This window comes from Cytobacillus sp. MT66 (genome assembly GCF_058792595.1).
Map to the genome: position 1 here is coordinate 127581 of NZ_JBXAFB010000007.1, position 17185 is coordinate 144765.

General features: G+C 42.4%; 19 protein-coding genes. 5 read left to right on the top strand and 14 right to left on the bottom strand.

Annotated features, from left to right (window positions below; genetic code table 11):
- Window positions 1-425: 425 nt before the first annotated feature.
- On the bottom strand, window positions 426-1742 hold the full coding sequence (locus tag AC1Q59_RS14350) for a short-chain fatty acid transporter (protein ID WP_492366530.1): 1317 nt from the start codon (window positions 1740-1742) through the stop codon (window positions 426-428).
- 131 nt (window positions 1743-1873) lie between these two features.
- Between AC1Q59_RS14350 and AC1Q59_RS14355 the strand changes: the two genes are divergently transcribed.
- Together AC1Q59_RS14355 and AC1Q59_RS14360 are read left to right on the top strand one after the other, a co-directional pair.
- Window positions 1874-2074: a hypothetical protein gene (locus AC1Q59_RS14355; RefSeq protein WP_492366531.1), complete on the top strand. Its 201-nt coding sequence runs from the start codon at window positions 1874-1876 to the stop codon at window positions 2072-2074.
- Between the two features lie 119 nt (window positions 2075-2193).
- Window positions 2194-3267 (top strand): PQQ-dependent sugar dehydrogenase, encoded by a 1074-nt coding sequence (locus AC1Q59_RS14360; RefSeq protein WP_492366532.1) that lies wholly within the window; start codon window positions 2194-2196, stop codon window positions 3265-3267.
- 30 nt (window positions 3268-3297) lie between these two features.
- Here the strand turns inward: AC1Q59_RS14360 and AC1Q59_RS14365 are convergent, their stop codons facing one another.
- From AC1Q59_RS14365 to AC1Q59_RS14410, 10 genes are all read right to left on the bottom strand, one after another.
- Complete coding sequence (locus AC1Q59_RS14365; protein ID WP_492366533.1) at window positions 3298-3942, bottom strand: TetR/AcrR family transcriptional regulator; 645 nt, start codon at window positions 3940-3942, stop codon at window positions 3298-3300.
- 63 nt (window positions 3943-4005) lie between these two features.
- Window positions 4006-5034 (bottom strand): ABC transporter permease, encoded by a 1029-nt coding sequence (locus AC1Q59_RS14370; RefSeq protein ID WP_492366534.1) that lies wholly within the window; start codon window positions 5032-5034, stop codon window positions 4006-4008.
- Complete coding sequence (locus AC1Q59_RS14375; protein WP_492366535.1) at window positions 5031-5756, bottom strand: ABC transporter ATP-binding protein; 726 nt, start codon at window positions 5754-5756, stop codon at window positions 5031-5033. Before AC1Q59_RS14375 ends, AC1Q59_RS14370 begins: the two co-directional genes overlap by 4 nt.
- A 145-nt stretch (window positions 5757-5901) precedes the next feature.
- Window positions 5902-6798 (bottom strand): FixH family protein, encoded by an 897-nt coding sequence (locus AC1Q59_RS14380; protein ID WP_492366536.1) that lies wholly within the window; start codon window positions 6796-6798, stop codon window positions 5902-5904.
- A complete protein-coding gene (locus AC1Q59_RS14385) occupies window positions 6795-7472 on the bottom strand; it encodes an ABC transporter ATP-binding protein (protein WP_492366537.1) in 678 nt (225 codons plus the stop codon). Before AC1Q59_RS14385 ends, AC1Q59_RS14380 begins: the two co-directional genes overlap by 4 nt.
- Complete coding sequence (locus AC1Q59_RS14390; RefSeq protein ID WP_492366538.1) at window positions 7469-8266, bottom strand: ABC transporter permease; 798 nt, start codon at window positions 8264-8266, stop codon at window positions 7469-7471. Before AC1Q59_RS14390 ends, AC1Q59_RS14385 begins: the two co-directional genes overlap by 4 nt.
- A complete protein-coding gene (gene nosD / locus AC1Q59_RS14395; protein WP_492366539.1) occupies window positions 8230-9576 on the bottom strand; it encodes a nitrous oxide reductase family maturation protein NosD in 1347 nt (448 codons plus the stop codon). The genes AC1Q59_RS14390 and nosD overlap by 37 nt, the downstream gene beginning before the upstream one ends.
- On the bottom strand, window positions 9573-10148 hold the full coding sequence (locus AC1Q59_RS14400; protein ID WP_492366540.1) for a hypothetical protein: 576 nt from the start codon (window positions 10146-10148) through the stop codon (window positions 9573-9575). Before AC1Q59_RS14400 ends, nosD begins: the two co-directional genes overlap by 4 nt.
- Before the next feature lie 119 nt (window positions 10149-10267).
- Window positions 10268-12145 (bottom strand): Sec-dependent nitrous-oxide reductase, encoded by a 1878-nt coding sequence (nosZ, locus tag AC1Q59_RS14405; RefSeq protein WP_492366541.1) that lies wholly within the window; start codon window positions 12143-12145, stop codon window positions 10268-10270.
- A 76-nt stretch (window positions 12146-12221) separates the two neighbouring features.
- On the bottom strand, window positions 12222-12668 hold the full coding sequence (locus tag AC1Q59_RS14410; RefSeq protein WP_492366542.1) for a c-type cytochrome: 447 nt from the start codon (window positions 12666-12668) through the stop codon (window positions 12222-12224).
- 275 nt (window positions 12669-12943) lie between these two features.
- Here AC1Q59_RS14410 and AC1Q59_RS14415 point away from each other — a divergent pair, with 275 nt between their 5' ends.
- A complete protein-coding gene (locus AC1Q59_RS14415; protein ID WP_492366543.1) occupies window positions 12944-13666 on the top strand; it encodes a Crp/Fnr family transcriptional regulator in 723 nt (240 codons plus the stop codon).
- A gap of 278 nt (window positions 13667-13944) precedes the next feature.
- On the top strand, window positions 13945-14379 hold the full coding sequence (locus tag AC1Q59_RS14420) for an SRPBCC family protein (RefSeq protein WP_492366544.1): 435 nt from the start codon (window positions 13945-13947) through the stop codon (window positions 14377-14379).
- A gap of 34 nt (window positions 14380-14413) precedes the next feature.
- Here the strand turns inward: AC1Q59_RS14420 and bshB2 are convergent, their stop codons facing one another.
- The 3 genes from bshB2 to pdxK all read right to left on the bottom strand — a co-directional run bounded on the left by bshB2 (window position 14414) and on the right by pdxK (window position 16408).
- A complete protein-coding gene (gene bshB2, locus AC1Q59_RS14425) occupies window positions 14414-15079 on the bottom strand; it encodes a bacillithiol biosynthesis deacetylase BshB2 (RefSeq protein ID WP_492366545.1) in 666 nt (221 codons plus the stop codon).
- A gap of 21 nt (window positions 15080-15100) precedes the next feature.
- Window positions 15101-15445: a YojF family protein gene (locus AC1Q59_RS14430; protein WP_492366546.1), complete on the bottom strand. Its 345-nt coding sequence runs from the start codon at window positions 15443-15445 to the stop codon at window positions 15101-15103.
- A gap of 129 nt (window positions 15446-15574) precedes the next feature.
- A complete protein-coding gene (gene pdxK / locus AC1Q59_RS14435) occupies window positions 15575-16408 on the bottom strand; it encodes a pyridoxine/pyridoxal/pyridoxamine kinase (protein WP_492366547.1) in 834 nt (277 codons plus the stop codon).
- Window positions 16409-16561: 153 nt separating this feature from the next.
- Between pdxK and mobA the strand changes: the two genes are divergently transcribed.
- Window positions 16562-17185 (top strand): molybdenum cofactor guanylyltransferase, encoded by a 624-nt coding sequence (gene mobA, locus AC1Q59_RS14440; RefSeq protein WP_492366548.1) that lies wholly within the window; start codon window positions 16562-16564, stop codon window positions 17183-17185.

Genomic DNA, 17185 nt, shown 5'->3' on the forward strand with positions numbered 1-17185 from the left:
AACTACGGATAATTTCAGCTTATACTATTTCTTAGCTTCCACAGACTTTCGTTGAAATAAACGTATTTTTTAACCAGTTCCTTTCCTTTTAAATTCAATCCTTAGAGTGTGCACCACCCTTGATTTATCAGAGAGTAGGCAGATTAGTCCCGAAAAAGTGTGCTGTGGTGGATTTCAGGCACAAAAACAGCAAGTTAGTTCCCGAAAAGGTGTGCTGGGTAAAATTTCGGGCACAAAAACAGCAGGTTAGTTCCCGGAAAAGTATGCTGGATAAAATTTCGGGCACTAAGACAGTATCTTAGTGCCCGAAAGCTACTCCCGGTCAAATTTGCGTCACTAACATCGAATCTTAGTTCCCGTTTGAACTAACACTATGATTTTTCGGGAACTAATTAATTAGGCTCATAGGCAATTTTCACCGCAGATTAAAAGAATACCAGTCCAATAGAGATGATAACCCCAGTTACCACAAGGGTTAGGACGCAAAAGCCCATAATATCCCTTGCTTTCAGACCAGCGATGGCAAGTGCCGGCAGGGCCCAGAATGGCTGGATGAGATTCGTCCAGGCATCTCCCCACGCCACAGCCATGGCTGTTTTTGGAATAGACGCATTGAGAGCCTCGGCTGCTTCAAGCATAACCGGCCCCTGAACGGCCCATTGCCCGCCGCCTGATGGAACAAAGAAGTTTACAACCCCTGCGCTGATAAAGGTGAAAAATGGGAAAGTAAAATCATTGGAAATCGACACGAAAGCATTAGACATGACAACAGCCAGCCCTGAGGCAGTCATCATTCCCATAATCCCGGCATAAAACGGGAATTGTACAATAATGCCGCTCGCTCCTTTTACGGCATTAAGAACCGCCTCAAGGAACCGTTTAGGTGTTCCATGAAAAAGAATCCCAAGGATTAAAAATAGGAAATTAACAATATCAAGATTTAGCTTAAATCCATTCGAGGCAAAGTAATAGAATAAGAACACAAGACCGAAAATGCCAATGATCAAAGAGATAACCTTACTATTCTCAAGCCGTTCAGCAGGTGTCATGGCTGATTTTTCTTTTGATTCTTCCATGCTTTCCTCGAGAATGGCTGGATCAACGGTGACGGTGTCTTTTTGAGCTGGCATTAATAGGCGATTAACAATAGGTAAAATTAATACCATGGCGATGATAATGATGATATTGAAAGAAGCAAAGATAGTTTGATCAGTTGAGATAATGCCAATGATGTCCTGGGCAAAATGGCCTTCAGTAGCAATTGTTAAAGGTATGGATCCTGATATTCCTCCGTGCCAGACTACAAATCCAGAGTAAGCGCTTGCAATTAACAGCCGGTAATCCACACCTTGTACCTTTTTCGCCAGTTCTTTGGCAAACAGTGCTCCAATGACAAGGCCAAATCCCCAGTTAATTAAACTGGCTGCCAGTGAAACTAAGGTAACAATAATAATTGCCTGACCTGGTGATTTTGCCGTGCTCGCGAGCGCACCTAACCCTCTTTTAAAAATCTGGCTGCTCGCCAGGACATGCCCTGTAACCAGCACCAGCACCATTTGCATGGAGAAGGTCAGCAATCCCCAGAAGCCTGTGCCCCAATGCTGAATCATTTGGTAGGGGCCGCTGTCGGTGAAAATTAATCCTAATCCAAAGACAACAAAAGTAAGAATGATGACAAACAAAAACGGATCAGGCAAATACCGCTGCATAATGCGGTTAAAAAAAGAAACTAACACTTTCATTCTTATTACCTCCTTTATTGCAATATATTCCATGTGCGAGGAAAATATTTTTAATATTCCGAAGGATGGACGCCTTCTTAGCTTTTGCTGCTATCCGTAAAATGGTAAAATGAAGGAGAGGAGTGAAATAGATGAATCTAATGTGGTTTCTCCTTATTATTTGTGTGGGCTTAATTGGGCTTGGGGTTTTCATCGACTGGCGGAACAAAAGGAATGGCCTTGAACATTCAGACCCAGAGGAAAATCAAAAGCATGTTTCAGAATCAGAAAGAGCGTATGTAGAGTCATATATGCATAATATGAAAAATGACCATAATAATGGGCCGTTTTAAATAAAGGGGCATTACTGCTTAGCCGGTAATGCTCTTTTTTCATAATGGTGCAGGATAAAAAGATAAATTTGCGGAAACAAAAGTACTAGAATAAGCTCGTTGAAAAAAGGAGGTTTGAAATGAGATTTCTGTTCAGCATATTGCTGGTGACTGTAATCATTATGGGGGGATGTTCGACCACCCCTGAAAAAAAGGAATATGAGGATCAGGAAGCAAATCTGCAGCTTACAGAGCCAGAAATTGTTGCATCTAATCTGCAAATTCCTTGGTCAATTGATCAAATAGACGATACGTTTTACCTATCGGAAAGGCCAGGGCATATAGTCAAGGTTGAAAATGAAAGGGCAGAACGTCAGCAGGTGCAGCTGGAAAAGCCATTGGCAACTGTGGCAGAGGCCGGACTGCTAGGTTTTGTGCTGGCACCCGACTTCTCAGCAACAAAGGAAGCGTTCGCCTATTATACATACAAGGATAGTACCGGCCAGTATAATCGGATTGTTGTTCTTCGGCTCGACGGTAATACTTGGAGGGAAGAGCGGGTTCTTCTAGATAGGCTTCCAAGCGGAAGAGTCCATCACGGAGGCAGGCTTGAGATTGGCCCGGATGGCAAGCTCTATGCAACAACAGGCGATGCTGCAGAAAACCCAAACATTGCCCAGGAGCTGGATTCATTGGGTGGAAAAATAATAAGGATGAATTTGGACGGTACTGTTCCAAACGATAATCCATTTCCTAATTCTTACGTATATAGTTACGGGCACCGCAATCCGCAAGGCTTAGCGTGGGGAAGTGATGGAACCCTGTATGAAAGTGAGCATGGCCCATCAGCAAATGACGAAATTAACCGCATACAGCCGAGGCATAACTATGGCTGGCCGGAGATAACGGGAACTGAAAAACGAGAGGGAATGGAAACGCCGCTGTTTACCTCCGGAAATGATACTACATGGGCTCCTTCTGGCATGGAATTTTATGATGACAAGCTATATGTGGCCACATTAAGAGGGAACGCTGTTAGGGAATTTGATCTGCAAACAGGGGGCAGTAAAGAGGTCATTACGGGTCTCGGGCGCATCAGAGACGTTTATATTAAAGATCATTATTTGTATTTTATCAGCAATAATACGGATGGCCGCGGGATTCCGCTTGAAGGGGACGATAAGCTTTATAGAATTCCTTTAGCCAAAATATAGGAAAGGCCTGCTCCCGTCAGGCCCTAATGGCTATTCGGGGGACAGACCTTTTATTAAAAATTGAATGGTTTGTTCAATTTCTTCCTCATCATTCCAATCCAATTCCGGAAATAGCAGATACCTTGCAAAGAAGTACCCGGCGATTGTCGTTATGGTCATGCGGATGACCCTCTGCGGGGGTATGGTGATGACCTGCCCCTTTTCCTGGTAATGCTCCGTCAGCTTTATATATCGATCAAACACTTTGCTGGCAATGTGTTCCTTAAATTGCTCCTTCAGCTCAGGGTGAAAGGGGATCTCTTGAATAAGAATTTTAAAAACCGGCAGATTGTCTTTCAGAAATGCCTTGCGGTTTTCAATCATCGCTCTTAGAAAGTCTTCGAAGTGATCGTACTTTGTGTCTAGGACTTTATATAAATCTTTGATGACAAAAGGTGCCAGCAATTTGGCCATCATGGGTGCGACAATTCCAAGGAGCAACTCCTTTTTTGTTTTATAATGCCTAAAAATCGTCCCTTCTGCGACGCCGGCCTTTTTGGCAATCTCGCTGGTGGATGTCGCAGCATAGCCCTTTTCCGAAAAGGACTCGATAGCGGCAACAAGAATCTTTTTCTGTTTCTCTGTAAGTTCCTCTTCATTAAAAATTTCGGTTATCCACGTATCGTGCTCTTCCATTTTTAACTCCTTTAATGGCTTGTGATACCTCTATTATAGTAAAAAGCAAATAGAATATAAAAATTAGATCTTGCGGTATTTTCTTAGCGCCAAAATATTCAGAAGCATGAATAAGGCAGAAAATGCGGCAAGGATCAATAAATCCTGATCAATCATATCCCAGCCATATCCTCTTATCATGACATTCCTTAATGCTTCAGTGGCATAATACAGCGGCATGAATGGGCCAATCCAGCTGAGCCAGTCTGAGATCGTATCAAGATTGAACAGTCCGGAAAAAAACAGCTGCGGAACAATAACAAGCGGGATAAACTGGATCATTTGCAGCTCATTGTTGGCATAGGCTGAGAGCAGCGTGCCTAAAGTCAATGCGGTTAATGATACGAGCAGGGTAATCAGCAGTACAAAGCCAAATGACCCTTCCATAACCATGTCGAGCACATAGATGGAATACCATGTGATGATAGCGGCCTGAATCATAATAAAGATCCCAAAGCCAATGACATATCCCATAACAATTTCCCATTTTCTTAAAGGGCTTGATAGCAGTCTTTCAAGCGTGCCTGTTGTCCGTTCCCGTAAAAATGAAACACCGGCAATGAGAAATACAAAGAAGAAGACGAAATAGCCAAGCAGAGCAGGGCCATAATAATCAAACTGTCCTAATTCATCGGAGCCGAATACATAATCGATGTCTAATTCCTGCTGCAGAGAAGATTTTTGCAGTGGCTTCATAGCCTCCTGTATCCACTTCATGACTGAAGCATTTACACTGGGATCACTGCCTTCAAGGACCACAGATGGAACCTGGTTTTCAAATAGCAAGTAGCCATCAAGCTTGCCTGCAGATAAAGCCTTCTTGGCAGCTTTTTCAGTTTCATAGTATTCGATATTGCTATTCTCTAGATCTAGCTGGCTTTGAACAGGATCGGGTACAGCAACCAGCCCAACATTGGGGATATAATCTTCACCGTCAAATACCAGGTACAGCATGGACAGAACAAGAATAGGAGCAAAAATTAATAAAGCCAATGTCCTTTTATCCCGGACAATTTGCCGAAGGATGCGGATGAATAGTGCAGTTACCCTCATGATTGGGCACCTCCATACACTAGAAAAGCTTCTTCAATGCTTTCTGAGTGTGTTTTTTTCTGTAATTCTGCAGGGGTCCCGACGGCAATAAGCTCGCCATCGCGAATCATGCCAAGGCGGTCACACTTTTCTGCTTCGTCCATGACATGGGTAGTAACAATAATGGTTGCCCCTTTTTCTTTTAGCTCGTTAAAAGCCTGCCAAATACTTCTTCTTAATACAGGATCAATTCCTACTGTCGGTTCATCGAGGATCAAAAGACTTGGCTCATGGAGCAGGGCAATCGCTAAAGAAAGCCTCCGCTTCATCCCGCCGGAATAATTGGCTACGGGCTTATTTATGTGTTCAGACAAGGAGACGGTGGCCATGACATCGCTGATGCGCTGTTTCTTTCTTGCTCCTTTAAGCCCATAAAGGGAGGAGAAAAAGTCTAGGTTCTCTCTGGCTGTGAGCTCTGTATAAAGGGCATCGGATTGAGCCATATACCCAATTCTTTCAATAATCTTCAGCTTTGGCATCTTTTCTTCAAAAATATAGCACTCACCTTCAGAGGGGGTATCCAGGCCAACAAGCTGTTTGACAAGTGTGGTTTTACCAGCGCCTGATGGCCCAAGCAAACCAAAGATTTCTCCGGCAGCAATGTCAAGACTGAGTTTCTTTAATACCGGCTGTTTTCCAAATGACTTTGAAACATTCCTAATCGAAACGATTTGCTTTTCCAAACACAGCACCTCATCTTTGTTGTGAGTAATCACTCATTTTACTCATTGTAAAACGAACACAGACTTTTGTAAAGTGAGTAATCACTCACTCCCTCCGAAAAAAATCCCCTTCAGCTAATCAGAAGGGGGCGGGGGTCACATAGGATTACAAAATTTCAATATCTAATGAATGGACCTGAGATACGAGAAGATCCTCATATTGTTTTTTCGCCAGGTAGAGCACCTCTTGTTCATTCACATCCGGATTTTCCTTTTTTACTTTGGCAATTAAGTCTGCCTGGACTTTTTGGGTCAGGATAATGAGCTCGTATTGAGCTTTTTCCTTGTTCCAAAACTTGTCTTCACCAAATTCGCTGATCATTTTTTTGGCGATCTTAAATTGATCATACTGTCCCCGGACCATGTTCAATTCCTTTTCAATTTCTTTTTTCTCCGCTTGATATCCTTTTTCTGAACCAAGCATCGCGACAGCGCGAAGGCGGATGATCTGTGTCAAAAGTGTATTTTGGTCCTGAATGGATTCTTTTTCACTCTCTAATCCTGTCAAAACATCTTCAAGCTCGTCTCCTTGATATTTCTCACCGGCTTCCTCAGCCTTTATCGCAAGGTGAAGCTCATTGATAAAACGGTAGAATTCAAGATCTTCATTTGTTATCCATTCTCCATTGATCATAGCGGCTCCAGCAGGCTCTTTTACCTCATATTCCATGACCTTTTCGGATGCCTTCCCATCTTTTTCGAGGGTATAGATCATTTCCCATTTGCCAGCCATAGGGAGCTCAGCTTCACCTGTATAAATGCCATCGCCCTTTTCTTTAAAAGAAACCTCATATGTGCCATGGTCCATGTCAGTCATATTTAATTCCGCACTGATATCCAATCCTTCTGCGGGCTGATCTTTATCAGTGACCTTAATTTCAAATGCGCTTGTTTTGTCCTTTTGAAAATATAAATCCCTTTCCATGGAAACCTCATAGCTGCTATCGGTACCGCACGCAGATAAAAGGAATATCAGGATAAATCCAGCTGCTAGCTTTTTCATTTTCCATTCTCTCCTAGCTTTTGAGATTGAAGGAATGCTTCAACCGTGTATTTTGTCATTTTTCCCTCTTCTAAAAATGCCACATGTGTACAAAGCTGTTTGATTTCATCCATATGGTGGGAAGAAAGGAGGATGGTCTTATTCTTGAGGCTCTTCAACGCATCGAGTATTTCCTTCCTCCCTATGGGATCGAGACCGCTCGTTGGCTCATCGAGGACTAAAATATTAGAATCCTGATAAAGTGTAATCGCCAGACCTAATCTTTGCAGCATTCCTTTTGAATAATTTTTAATGGCTGCATGCCTGTCTTCCCAAAGGTTTACCGCCTTTAATGCTATTTCCATCCGATTCTCATCAGGCTGCTGCGCCAACGCCCGGGCAAAGAAGATCATATTTTCCATACCGGTCAATAATGGATATAACATAAATTTTTCTGGAAGATAGCTTATTTCATTGTTTGATCGTCTTGGTTTCTGTGAGGCATTCCTGCCATTAATAAGGATCGATCCTTTTTTTACGGGAAGGATGCCTAGGAGGCTAAGAATAAAGGTTGATTTGCCGGCGCCATTTCTTCCAACTAAGGCGCAAATTTCATTTTTCTCAATAGATAGATTTACATGGTTCAATACGGTTTTCTTTCCATAGGCTTGATAAAGATTCTCTACCTGTATCATTCCGTGCCCTCCTTACGGTGAAAGATGACAGCCAGGATATAGGATGTAAATAATAAAAGTACAGCATTTGCCATTAAAAATAGTCCCGGCTTCATCCACATGAACGATTGCAAAAGCTTTGACATATGATCAAACGAGTAAACTCCTAATGATGATTCAAGGAACATCCTGGCAGCCTGCAGCGGATTGATGAAATAGGCGGCAGAAAATCCTTTAACATTTTCGTATGTCACGTCTGAAAGGAAAGACAAAAGGATAAAGTCATGCAGAAAGAAAAAGTAAAACCAGACAGCAACAGTAAAACCGACAATTTGCATCCTTGATCTGCTGATGCTTCCAATCAAAAGTCCCAGCTGTGTATAAATTAAGAATAAGCATAAAAGGGACAGCAAAAAGGCCAGATAGGCTTTTAAATCAGGCTGAAAGAAAAACTTTATGATGATCAGATAAGCAAAGAACCAGAGAAGGACAGGGCCAAGCAAAACTGAGTGTACAGCGATGCTCTTTTGCAGCAAGAAGCTTTTATAATCATCGCGCCGTGTCAGCAGCATAATCAGTGTTTTCTGTTCCTTTTCTTGAAAGATGGCAAAGGCCCCTAAAAATAAGCAGATGATCGGGATAAAATAGATGACTGCATCAAATAGATTAATCAGCAGCACATAAAATCCCTGGTCAAAGGAAAGATTGGAAGACTTATATAATAGGCCAATCGAAACGAGAACAATGATACCGAAAGATAACCATAATCCCTTTCCTTTTATGTTTTCCTTCCATTCCTTCCAAATATAATGCATAACTGATGTCTCCCTTTAATAAAAATGATGGCAATGATTGCGGCTGCTGCCAGCACAAACAACATTTTGCGGGCATGGGATCCGCCGTTTTTGACGATTGGGGACGGGTCTTTGAACATGGTTTTATCATGATTGAACATTTGATTCATTTTTTCATAGATGGAAATGGCCGGGCTTTTCAGAAATAGATAGGTTAATTCCTGGTCTTCAATCAGCTCATACAGAGAGGATTGATAGGAGACAGGCTGATCGCCAATTCCATCCTGATTTAAATCAAGTACGGGAAAAGTTTTCCCCCAATAGTTTCCTTTTCCTTGGTCGCTCCATTGATTGCTTGATCCCTGTCCGCCAAGCGTTACAACTGGGATGGTGTTTTCCTCTATTTCATTCAAAGTGAATAGCTGATTATTGGAGCTGGCCCACAGCTCAATCCCAATTTGGTTTTTTAGAATCCGATTGTTTTTAATGATGGTGTCTGTTGCCTGATCTATATACAATCCGCGCTGATTTAAGAAAAATGTATTCTCCTCAATCAGGGTATCGCTTGCCGAGAGAAGCAAGAGTCCAAAGGATTTATGTCCGTAGTTAAAAATAAACTCATTGTTTTCGAGCTGAATGCCCCTTGAATGCATGATGGCAGCTCCGCCGGTATTAAAGGTAAAGGTATTACCTTCAAAGTAATTGTTATCGGAATACATATAATGCAGTCCGTATCTTGTTTCGCTTATTTGGTTATTAATGATTTGATTGCCGTTTGCGTAGTCAAAAAACATCCCATCTCTGGTGCCTTCAACCATATTATTTTTCAAAATATTATCGTTAGAATAGTAAATGTGCAGCCCGTTTCCTTGCTTGGCAATAATTCCTTTTCCTTGGCCCGTTATATGGGCATTTGCGATTGTGTTATGGTGGGCCTGGCTTAGGTAGATACCATGGAAAAAGTGTTTAATGGTCACAGAATCAATGATATTATGGTCGGTGTATACCTTAATGGCTGCGAATTCCTCCGGACTGTTTCGATTTAAGCTGCTATGTGTGACTGTCAAGTTTTTGATTGTAACGTGAGGGGCACGAATGGATATGACATTGCCCGTTCCGTCTCCCTTGATCACAGTTCCTTTTTTTCCAATAATGTCGATCGTTTTATCAATGACGATATTTCCTTCATAGGTCTTATTTTCGAGATGGATTACACCGCCCTCCTTCGTGCCATCAATCAAGGATTGCAGGTTCCCAGCGGCATAGCTGTGTTTGGGAAGTGCAATGACGATCAATGGTAACAGAAGAAGCAAAAGCATACGCTTTTTCATTTTTTCCGATCCTTCCATACAGGTATGAGAATAAGGATGAAGGCTGCTACCACAAGATAAGACCCCATTCCAAGATAGCTATGGGTAATAAAGTTAGCCAGCGTGTTCTCTCCAATAATTGGAGGAATGAATGGATCGACCTTGATAGGAGCCATCGGGTCAAGATTGGTGCCAAATGATTCTAGCCAGCGTCTTAAATCCCAAATCCCTAATGTACCGCCGATGCAGAACAGGGCAATGACAGTATATAAAAATCCTTTTTTTCTTATTAGGGCTGCCGCTAAGACAATCATAGCGAGACCGCCAATCAAATAAGTAAGATACTGCAGCTCTGGAAAGTTTTCCTCGCTGAAATTCTCCATTCCGATATAATGGTTCAAACCATTAACAATATCAATCTCACCATCAAGCTTGTCGGGATACACAATAATATTCAATCCTTCAGGGTACTGCGGAGCAAAAAACTCCATCCTCCACCATGGGAAGAAAAGCGAAGCAATAATCAGCAGCCCAGCAATCCCAAGCATAATAGAAGAACCAAAAGAAAGCCGTCCTCCATTCAAAGTAACCATTTCCTTCCTTTAGCAAATTAACGCACCGGGGGACAGGCCCCCAGCGGTTTAAAGCATTAACGCAATGGGGGACAGGCCCCCATTGGTTTAAAGTGCTGCAGGGTTAAAGCGCTTGCGCCTTACTTTTTCGGTTTGACTAGGAAGTAGCCAGTCATTTCCTGGTGCAAGGCTGAGCAGAAGTTTGTGCAGTAGAGCGGGTAGGTACCGGCTTTATCTGCAGTAAATTCCAATGTGTTGGTTTGGCCAGGCTGCACTTCCATGTTCAGGTTATAGCTGTTGATGGCAAAGCCATGGGTGATGTCCTGGTCAAAGTCAATATTAGTAAGGTGGATGAATACTTTATCGCCTTGGTTAACTTCAATGACATCCGGACGCTCGGCTTTTGCATCAAAGATAAACTTAGAGCGCATGGCGATACCGTACACGTGGACTTCATTGCCTTTGCGGACAATTTTTGTATCCTCTTGTTTATACACAGCGTTAGGATTCTTCTCGTCTTTTTCGTAGACGGTTATCGGATCAAGCTTATCGGCCTTAATCATCTGTGCGTAGTGCGGTTCAGGGTTAACAGGTGCAGACTGAATGACTTCCATCTTTTTGCCTGTTAAATCAATAAGCTGCATGGATTCTGGGTGAGAAGGTCCCACAGATAAATATGAATCCTTTGCAATCTTGTTTAGAGCGATGATATACTTGCCATCTGGAGAAACAGTGTCACCTTCTGCTGCAACAGAGTGACCCGGAGAGTACTGAACAGGTACCCGGTCTAATGTTTCGCCAGTCCTTGGATCCCATTTAACAATTTCAGAAGAGATGAACATGGTTGTGTAAGCCATTCCTTTGTCATCAAACTGAGTGTGAAGAGGTCCAAGGGCATTTTCTGGATCAACTTCTCTTTCCATAACAGATTCATAATTTATGATTGGAATCCCATTTCGTTCTCCGGCAAAGTCTTGTTTTTCAATGGCTTCAAATGCCTTTTCGAATGAAAAGACGGTCATAGCAGGCGCTAATTTTCCTGATGCGATAAAGTATTTGCCATCAGGTGTGACATCCACGCCATGCGGTGATTTGGCTACAGGAACAAGATAAATACCGCCTTTATGCTTTTCAGGGAAAATCATTTTTTGCCCTGTTACCTCGTCGTACTCACCGTCAGCAATCTTTTTCTCAAGCTCTTTCCAGTTGAATAAAACAATAAAATCACGATCTGCCTGTGAAGCATTGATTTCGAGATTTGTTGTTGCCTCTTCTGTGTTATAAGTTGTCATAACCGCCCAGTCTTTTGAGACCTTTTTTCCAGCATCAGATAAATCATAGGACCAAGGTGGAAGAGCAACCTGGTAGGCAATGTTTAATTTTTGATTCTTTTCATCAAATGTCACTGCTGACATGACCCCGCGGTATTTTTCGCTGTATTCATCAAGATCGGCATACTCTCGGCCAATCGGCACAGCAAAGCGTGTTGGCAGGAACATGTACTCTGTATTTTCCGTAACAAAGGCTGCACAGTGAGGGCCGCTTGTGTTAGGAACATCAATGATGTCTTTGGTTGTGAATGTTTTTAAATCCATAACCGCTGCACGGCTGTTGCCGACATCTGTAGCAAACAGGAATTTGCCATCATAATCGCCATCTGTTTCTGAGAGGGCAGGGTGGTGAAGATCTCCCCAAGTATAGTCGCCCATCAATTCTTTTGTGTGTTTGTCAAAGCCATATCCTGTAGCTGAATCAGGTGAAAAAACAGGAACTGTCCGTATGTGACGCATAGATGGGACACCGTAAATGAACATTTGTCCTGAGTGGCCGCCTGATGCGAACAGATAGTATTCATCTTTTTCTCCAAATGGTACATACACTTTTTCAGCGTTGGTTTTATTGACTGATTCGTTTGCAGCCTGACCGCTAGGGCCGCTTGAAAAATCGGCAAAGAATACGGTCGATGCTAAAACACCGGCCAGCAGTCCGGAAGCAGCTGGAATCCACTTTTTCATCATTCAAATGACACCGCCTTTTTATTAATAGATAAGAGTGATAATTTTTCAGCCTTGAAAAATGAAGAATATGCATTTCTTATTTTTCGGAAGCTTCTTTCAGGGTTTCAATAATTTGACTAATCTCATCATCTGTCAGCGGATTTCCGCCAATGACTGTTGACATAACTGCGGAGGTAGGCTCTTTTAGGAACTCATTGAGCGGCTTTCCGTGTTTTCCTTCTACATTTGTATAAGCTTGGGAAAGATCTGGTCCCGTTGCTCCGCCTTGAAGACCAAGTTTTGAAACAGCATGGCAGCCTAAGCAGCCTTTTTGATTCAAGATGTTATCTCCTGCATCGGCTGTTGGCTCTGCTGCATTGGCAGCTGTTTCCTTCGCGGCATCAGAAGGCTTCTGAGTTTGCTCTGAATTAGCAGCGATTTCAGGTTCTGCTGATTTAGCCGGAGATATAACATCAAATACTAAATATCCCAGGCCAAGACCAATCAGTGCACTTATGATGAAGGTAATTATTGGCTTTTTCACTTTACTCCCTCCTTGAAATGGTTTACATATATCCTACCTTTAACTGGAAGTTGTTATTGTGATATTTTCCGCATTTTTGCAGTGGTGCTGTGAATGATCTGTGAATGGACCGTGAAGGAATTGTGACAGGCAAAAGCGGCTGGGTTGCTGTCTATTTTTAAGTTATTCATGGTTAAACGAAAGAATGGGCTTGGAAATGTGAAATTAATCACACTCAGGAGAAGAAACCTTCGATAGAATGAATGTAAATGAACTTTGGGAGGGGGGATTAATAGATGAATAGCCAGCCAATATCACAGCAGACGGACATACAGGAGTTTTTAGGGAAAATTGAAATTTTTAAAAACCTTCCAGCAGAATCAGTTCAGTTAATTGATAAAAGGATTATAAAAAAGGGGTACAAAAAAGGGGAACAGGTCATATCGGAGTACGAAACAGCTCAAGGGGTATTTTTTGTTCATTCCGGCATTGTGAAGTTAACAAAACAGGATGAGCAGGGAAATGAAATTATTACTTGCATTAAGAAAAAGGGAGAAATTTTTGCTGAGGCAAGCTTGTTTAACTCAGAAGGAACATGCTACCCGGCAACAGCTACGATGATCCAAGAAGGGGAAGTGTATTTCTTAAATACTGATTCATTGGAGCAGGAGCTAATGGTAACGCCGGAAATGGCCGTGCAGATGATTCGCTATATGAGTGAACAGCTCCGCGATTTAACATCCATCTTAAGAGATGTAGCGCTTTTGGACGTCTATATGAAAACTATCCGCACCTTAGAACGCCTAGCGGAAAAATTCGGCGCCAATCACAGCAATCGAATGTTTATTGAACTTCCTATTACTGTACAGGAATTTTCAACTTTAGTCGGGACATCAAGAGAAAGTGTCAGCAGGGTGTTTTCAAAGCTGAGAAAAGATGGGATTATCGAAATTAAGGGGAAAACTATTGTAATCACAGACTGGTGCAGATTTTGTTCGCATTATCATCACAGACTGTAGAGACAAAGGAAGGGGCAGGATTCCTAAGGGGGGAATTCTGTTTTTTTTTTTTATTAAGGCTCTGTTAAATTTGGCCGTTGATTGCAGCGAGGGGCGCTTCGCTTTCCGGGGGGCATTTTGTGAGCCTTCTCGTCACATACGTTCCTGCGCACGTCTCACTTCAATGCTGATTCCCCAGGAGTCTACGCGCCTTCCACTCCAATCAACTAAGCGGTTAAAGTCAAGATTTAGCTTTTACACAGCCTATATTATAATAAATGAAAACGAGGTGATAATGAATGGCGGATTTTCGATCGAGTGCAATCATAGATAAACCTGTTCATGAGGTCTTCCAATATGTAGCAAGCATGGAGCATATGCCAGAAATCATGCCTAATGTCGTCAAGGTGGAAAAATTGACAGAGGGTGACATAGGCAAGGGCACTCTGTTTAAAGAAACCAGACAGGTCAGAGGAACCACAATTAGCGCCGATATCGAGGTGCTGGAGTTTGAACAGGATAAACTGTTTAAAACAAGTACCGATTCAAACGGCTTAATCACAGAATATGTGTATACGTTTCACGAGATTGCAGAAGGCACACAAGTAGAACTTGACGCTTTTATCAAAACGACAGGCCTGCGAATGAAACTGACAAAGGGCCTTATTGTTAAAATGATTAAGCGTGAAGATGGTTTCCAGCTTGAATATTTAAAGGAAGTGCTTGAAAAATAGGGACGGTTCTCAAAATAAGAACCGTCCCGTATTTTTATAGCTTATATGTCCAAAAACGTTCATTATGAATGCGCGCCATGGCTGCAGGGTCTTGATTTTCAAGATTATAGGCAAGCTCATTAATCATAAGCTGGGTTTGGGAAACATGAGCGCGAATGGTGTTCATTTTGATGTCCACCACTTCACTGACAACATTGACAATATCCGCTTGGCCAATTTCCTCTTCACAGTTATTGGAGAACGCGACACAGTGCAGTTTTGGACGTTCGCCTTCTGGAAGTTTCTCGACCGCACGCACAACCGCTGCGCCGGTTGCATCATGGTCAGGGTGAACGGCATATCCAGGATAAAAGGTGATAATTAAAGACGGGTTGACATCCTTAATAATGGACCCAATATGAGAGGCTAATACTTCTTCGTCAACAAACTCGATAGTTTTGTCGCGATAGCCAAGCATTCTTAAATCTTTAATCCCAAGAGTATCAGCAGCGTTCTGCAATTCTTTTTTCCGGATTTGCGGAAGTGACTCCCTTGTAGCAAAAGGAGGATTTCCTAAGTTTCTTCCCATTTCTCCCAATGTCAGACAAGCATATGTAACGGGTGTTCCGTTTTTGATATGCAAGGCAATGGTGCCTGATACGCCGAATGCTTCATCATCGGGATGGGGGAAAACGACAAGAACATGTCTTTCTTTTTCCATTTGTTCTCTCCTTTCTGCGCCTTAGAACGGTGTCTCGCTGATTTCGAGTGCAACGGCAAGCTTTCCATTATTATCATGTCCGGCCATCAGCAGGCGTCCTTTGTCATCTACTTCAAAATGAGTAATTCCTTCTGCATACACCCAGCCAAAGTCCAGCTTCAGCCCGATTCGGTATGGGCCGTCTCCTTTAATCTTTCCATATTCATATTGAAGGCGTGCATTTCTGATATAGGCTCCAGCGGAGAAAAAGGATTCATTAAAGTGGGTAGCATATGCGCCATTGGTTGTTTCTAAATGTATATAGACATCTTTCTTTTCCAGGCGATCTATTTCCTTTTGTATCTGTTCTTTAATTGCTGGCTTCATTGTGGCCCTCCTCTCATTTTAGAGATTTAAATAATTCGTTGAATGTCCTTTAATATTTTACTAAAAAAAGAAAGGAAATGCGAAATTGGCGCTTGAAATAAAAAAAACAGAGCGCTTTAGGCTCTGCTGTTAGTTCATTTGTTCAGCTTCCAAATTTCCAGCGCCGAATTTGCGGTAGGCACAGTGCATGGTTGGCCCAACATGTTCATTTAGCTTAAATCCGTGATGGATGGCTGCTGAGATGAAGTTCTTTGCAGCCTCAACCGCTTCATTCACTGACTTTCCTTTGGCAAGCTCAGCAGTCACTGCTGCAGAGTATGTGCAGCCGGCCCCGTGCGTGCAGGTTGTATCATAGCGGTCATTTTCAAATATCTTGAAGTCTTGTCCATCATAAAGAAGGTCAATGGCTTTTTCGTGCTGAAGCTTTGCTCCGCCTTTAATTAATACATATTTGGCACCGCGCTCATGAATTTTTACAGCGGCTTCTTTCATATCGTCAACCGTTTTGATTGGTCCTGTCTGCGCCATCTGCCATGCCTCAAAAAGGTTTGGTGTTATGACCGTTGCCCTTGGTACAAGTAACTCCCTTAAGGCATCTGCTGTTTCCGGGTGAAGAACTTCATCTTCTCCTTTACAAACAAGGACAGGGTCAATTACCACTTTGTCAAACTTGTTTTCATCGATGGTTTTTGCCACAAGCTCAATGATTTCAACGGAACCGAGCATTCCTGTCTTCATGGCATCAATATCTGTTGATAAAACAGTTTCTAATTGTGCTTTAAGCGTATCGATAGAAATGGGATGAACACGGTGGCTCCATGTTTTTGGATCCATCGTTACGATGGTCGTGATGGCTGACATTCCATATACACCAAGCTCTTGGAACGTTTTTAAATCAGCTTGTAATCCAGCGCCTCCGCTAGTGTCTGAACCAGCAATGGTTAAAGCTTTTTTCAAAGACATAAGAGAACTCCTCCTTAAAGTTTGCCTAATAATAAGTTTGGTTTATCTGTTCGTAATTATAACAATAATCATTTTCCGCTGATACTCAAAAGTTCGTTAACTGTAATTTTCATTTCTGTAAAAACTCCTCTATTATAATCTTAGGTGATAAAGATGGAAAGAAAGTTAATGGAAGATCAGGCGACTGGAATAATTATGGCAGGCGGAAAGTCAACCAGGATGGGGAAAAATAAGGCCCTGCTGAAGATAGGCGGTCAGACCGTGATTGAAAGAATCGCTAACGAGCTGAGAAAGGCCGTGAGTGAATTAATACTTGTCACGAATACTCCTGAGGATTATCAGTTCCTAGGTTTGCCGATGATAGAGGATCAGTGGAAGGGAATGGGTCCGTTAGCTGGGATCCATGCTGGGTTAGAGGCTTCAAAGACAGAGAAAAATTTAGTCGTTGCGTGCGATATGCCTTTTGTGTCATCTGAAATTGGAGGATATTTACTTCAGTTTTTGGATCATTATCAAGGGGCTGTCCCAATGATTTCAGGCCAGCTGCATCCTCTGTTTGCCGCCTATCGAAAGGATGCGCTCCCGGAAATAAGCAAAGCACTGGAAAAACAAGAGTTGAAAATAAGGCTGTTTTTTGATCGGATTCAGCTAAAATATGTAACGGAAGAGGATCTAAAAAAGCTCGGTTTGCCATTGGAGAATCATTTTTTTAATATGAACGATCCGAAGGAATTCAGCTTGGCCGTCAAAATGGCTTTGCGTAATCAGCATGATTGA